This is a genomic window from Maribacter sp. (assembly GCF_049667165.1).
GTDB lineage: Bacteria > Bacteroidota > Bacteroidia > Flavobacteriales > Flavobacteriaceae > Maribacter_A.
Genome location: NZ_JBATHS010000061.1, coordinates 1 through 3694, shown reverse-complemented (window position 1 = coordinate 3694; position 3694 = coordinate 1). Strand labels below are relative to the sequence as shown.

The 3694-nt window shown below is 42.9% G+C and carries 3 protein-coding genes; all 3 read right to left on the bottom strand.

The window, feature by feature from the left end:
• Positions 1–476 (bottom strand): PHP domain-containing protein (locus tag WBM98_RS03865; RefSeq protein ID WP_424364708.1); only part of this gene is annotated, 476 nt, incomplete at its 3' end.
• Positions 477–908: 432 nt separating this feature from the next.
• Entirely contained in the window at positions 909–2123 is a 1215-nt protein-coding gene (gene dinB, locus WBM98_RS03860; RefSeq protein WP_424364707.1) for a DNA polymerase IV, read from the bottom strand.
• A 286-nt stretch (positions 2124–2409) separates the two neighbouring features.
• Complete coding sequence (locus tag WBM98_RS03855) at positions 2410–3513, bottom strand: acyltransferase family protein (RefSeq protein ID WP_424364706.1); 1104 nt, start codon at positions 3511–3513, stop codon at positions 2410–2412.
• Between the last annotated feature and the right edge of the window lie 181 nt (positions 3514–3694).

Genomic DNA, 3694 nt, shown 5'->3' with positions numbered 1-3694 from the left:
GGTTGTAAGACCACCAATTTGGTTTTTAACTCCACCAACCTGGAAAACGGCAATCGCCGCAAATCGGTAACCGAGATACCGATGTATTCATCCTCGGAAAAGGTAATCTGATCATTGAGTAATACTTTCTCAAAAGGGTAAATGATATAGGCATTTTCAAAATGTGGGGCGATGGCGGGCAGCTTTTCCTCTTCATGCAGGTGCCAAGACAGAAAGGCATTCAATTCTTGATAGCCTTTATTGTTTTTGGCAAGCCCCACAAAACAGGGATTGACCCCGTTCCTAAAATCAATGCCTAAAATAGGTCGAATGTTGAATTGCTTGGCCTTGCGTACAAAATTGAGTCCGGCCGAGGTATTGTTGATATCGGTCAGTGCCAATCGGGTCACATGGTTCGCTTGGGCCAATTGCAGGAGTTCGAGTTCGGAAAAGGTTCCGAAGCGCAGGCTGTAATATGTGTGGCAGTTTAAATAGATGTTAGACGTTAGATTTTAGATATTATACATTTGATTTAGTTGATAGTTGTTAGCTGACAGTTCATGGTATTTGCTGTCACCTCGAGCGCAGTCGAGAGGTCTTTGAAGCATTGCAACTATTAACATAGGTCTCGACTGCGCTCGACCAGACATTATAGGATAATTAATGTTCAACAATAAACAACGAACAACCATATTCTAATGCTTCCTGTGCGTCAATACAATCGACGATTGTTCGTTTAATGGTTTCAAATCTCCATATCCGGTTCGTATTTTGAACAAACAGATCACTTCGTCGTGGACTCCTCGTGAAGACGTCATTGCGATCCCGATGATAAGCGGGAAAAGCAATCCCTTCCCTGAAAAGTCAAATCCTTCATTAAGCATTGGAACTTACGTCTCTCTACTCAATACTCAGTTCTCAATACTATTCTACTGTTTCCGATGCGCCAATACAATCGGCGGTTGCCCATTGAACGGGTTGTGCATTCTACCAATGGTCCTGGCACCCATGGCCGAAGCCCGCACCACACTCTTATCCCCATAGCGTTCCCGCATACGATCCATAGCCGCATAGAGGTTCAAGGCCTCTTCGGTATCATCAAAAAGATTGATCTGGTAATTGCCGCTTACCAAGTGGCTAAAGCGTATGCCCACCAAGCGCACCAACAACCTTCTGTTGTACAATGCCTTGAACAGTTCCAGGATCTTGGGAATGAGAATATGGTCGGCGCTCGTATATGGAATACGCATTTGCTTGGTATAGGTATTGAAATCGGAGTAGCGGATCTTTACCGCAATGCAGGCCGTCAGTTTTTCGCCCCTACGCAATTGAAAGGCCAGATTCTCGGTCATTGCCAAAAGAATGCCCCTCAGTTTTACCACATCAATGGTATCCTTATCGAAAGTACGTTCGTTCGAAATGGATTTACGTTCACAAAAAGGGATTACTGGCGTATGGTCCACCCCATTGGCACGTTTCCAAATCACCTCCCCGTTCTTGCCCAATACGCGTTGCATCAAATCCATCGGCATTTCCTGAACGGTCTTTACTTTTCGCAATCCCAGATTGCGGAGGGTCTGGTAGGTCTTATCACCCACCATGGGTATTTTCTTAATGGACAAGGGAGCCAAAAAAGATTTCTCGTACCCAAAATCGACTTTTAGCTGGTTATTGGGTTTGGCCTCATTGGTGGCTACTTTGGAGACCACTTTATTCACGGACAGTCCAAAAGAAATGGGCAAACCTGTTTCCTTAGTGATTCTTTGTCGGAGCTCGGAGGCATATTGGTAGCAGCCAAAAAAACGATCCATGCCCGTAAGGTCTGCATAGAACTCATCAATGCTCGATTTTTCGAAAAGAGGCACCTGTTCCTTGATGATCTCAGTGACCATATCGGAATGCTTGCTGTAGGTACCTGCATTGCCCCTGATAACGACGGCCTCGGGGCATAGTTCCCGTGCCATTTTCATGGGCATGCCGGAATGTACCCCGAAACCACGGGTCTCATAACTACAGGCCGCCACCACACCCCTATCGCTCGTGCCCCCCACCAACAAAGGTTTATGCTGCAGCTCAGCGTTGATAAGCCGCTCTACGGATACAAAAAAAGTATCGAGGTCTAAATGTAATATGGTTTTGTTCATAGCTATCCAACTAAATAATAGTTCCCCTAGATAAAACAGAGACCCTGACTGTAAACATCAGGGTTAGTTCAACCATTTATTTTGTCATCGCGTTAGATGCTCGCCAAAATTGGGTTTCATTAAAAGGGGACAACTAATGTATGGAATATTTCCAATTATATGGATTATTTCCATATAAATAAAAATTATTTAACGTATCGGACTATTTTTCCTGTAGCCTATATGTCTTTGGAAATTATCAAAAGGAAAACGGGAAGGTGTACGTGGTTTTTAGAAACCCATACAGCTATACCTTGATGTATATTCTTTTCTTATCTAACCACCACCCTACGGCCCAACAGAGCAGCATAAAAACCAAGGCAAAGGCAAACGATCCAAAGTAAGGACCGATCCAACTGAACCCTTTTTCATACAAATAGCGGAACAAAGATTGATCGCCATTTACCCTTACAAAATACAGTCCGATAGCCAAGTATTCAGACAGTAGATATATGAACAAGGGGTTTTTTCCGAAAATCTCAAAGAAGTTGAAATTCAAAGGTTTTTTGGCCATGTCTATCGCGTAGATCAGTACGGATAGCAGTATGATATCCATCCCTACGGTAAGGACAACAAAAGAGCTTGTCCATAATTTCTTGTTGACTGGAAAACTTAGATCCCAAAAATAGGCAACGACCAATAGACCGGTCCCTACCATTAACATTTTGGAGAGCTTTTTAAAATCGACCCCTCCATCGATAACATATTTCCCGACCAAGTACCCGGCTATTACATTGCAAATTGCCGGCAGGGTGCTTAGGAGTCCTTCTGGATCAAAAGGAATACCATCGCCTTCATACAAATGGCTATCACCTAAAACAAATCGATCTATTGTCCTAACGAAATTACCTTCCAACGTATAATCACCAAAAGCATAGAGCAATAACCAGTACCCAAGCAATAGGATTCCCGATCCTATCAAAAGCTGCCGGTTGGTCAAAAAATAGATCATGATCGCTCCTATAAAATAACATAACGCTATTCGTTGCAAGACTCCCAATATCCTGGTTTCACTAAAAGGGATTACCGCCAGGTCACCTGTATCTGTCCACGACACGAACGGTATCCAATACATGAGATATCCCAAAAGAAAAATAATCAACGTACGTTTTAGGATCTTACCAAAAACCTCGGACAGGGACTTATCGCCCCAGCGTGTTTTTACAAACGCAAAAGCATTGCCCACCGCAAAAAGAAAAGAAGGAAAAACGAGATCGGTAGGGGTAAATCCGTGCCAATTGGCATGTAGTAATGGTGAAAAGGTGAAATTGTAATCCCCCGGCGTATTCACAACGATCATTAAACAAATGGTCAACCCCCGAAAAACATCCAGTGCTTTAAATCTTTTCATACTTATACTGGCAGGCTTAAATTCCACAAATCAGTGTACATGTGACTTTCACCTACCAATGTACTATTATTTTCTTTAAGATCTTCTAGATCCCATCACTAAAAAAGAGATATTCACAATCAACATAGAACGCGATGGATAGCTCAAAACAAAGGCATACAACATCGCAAAAAACGACATA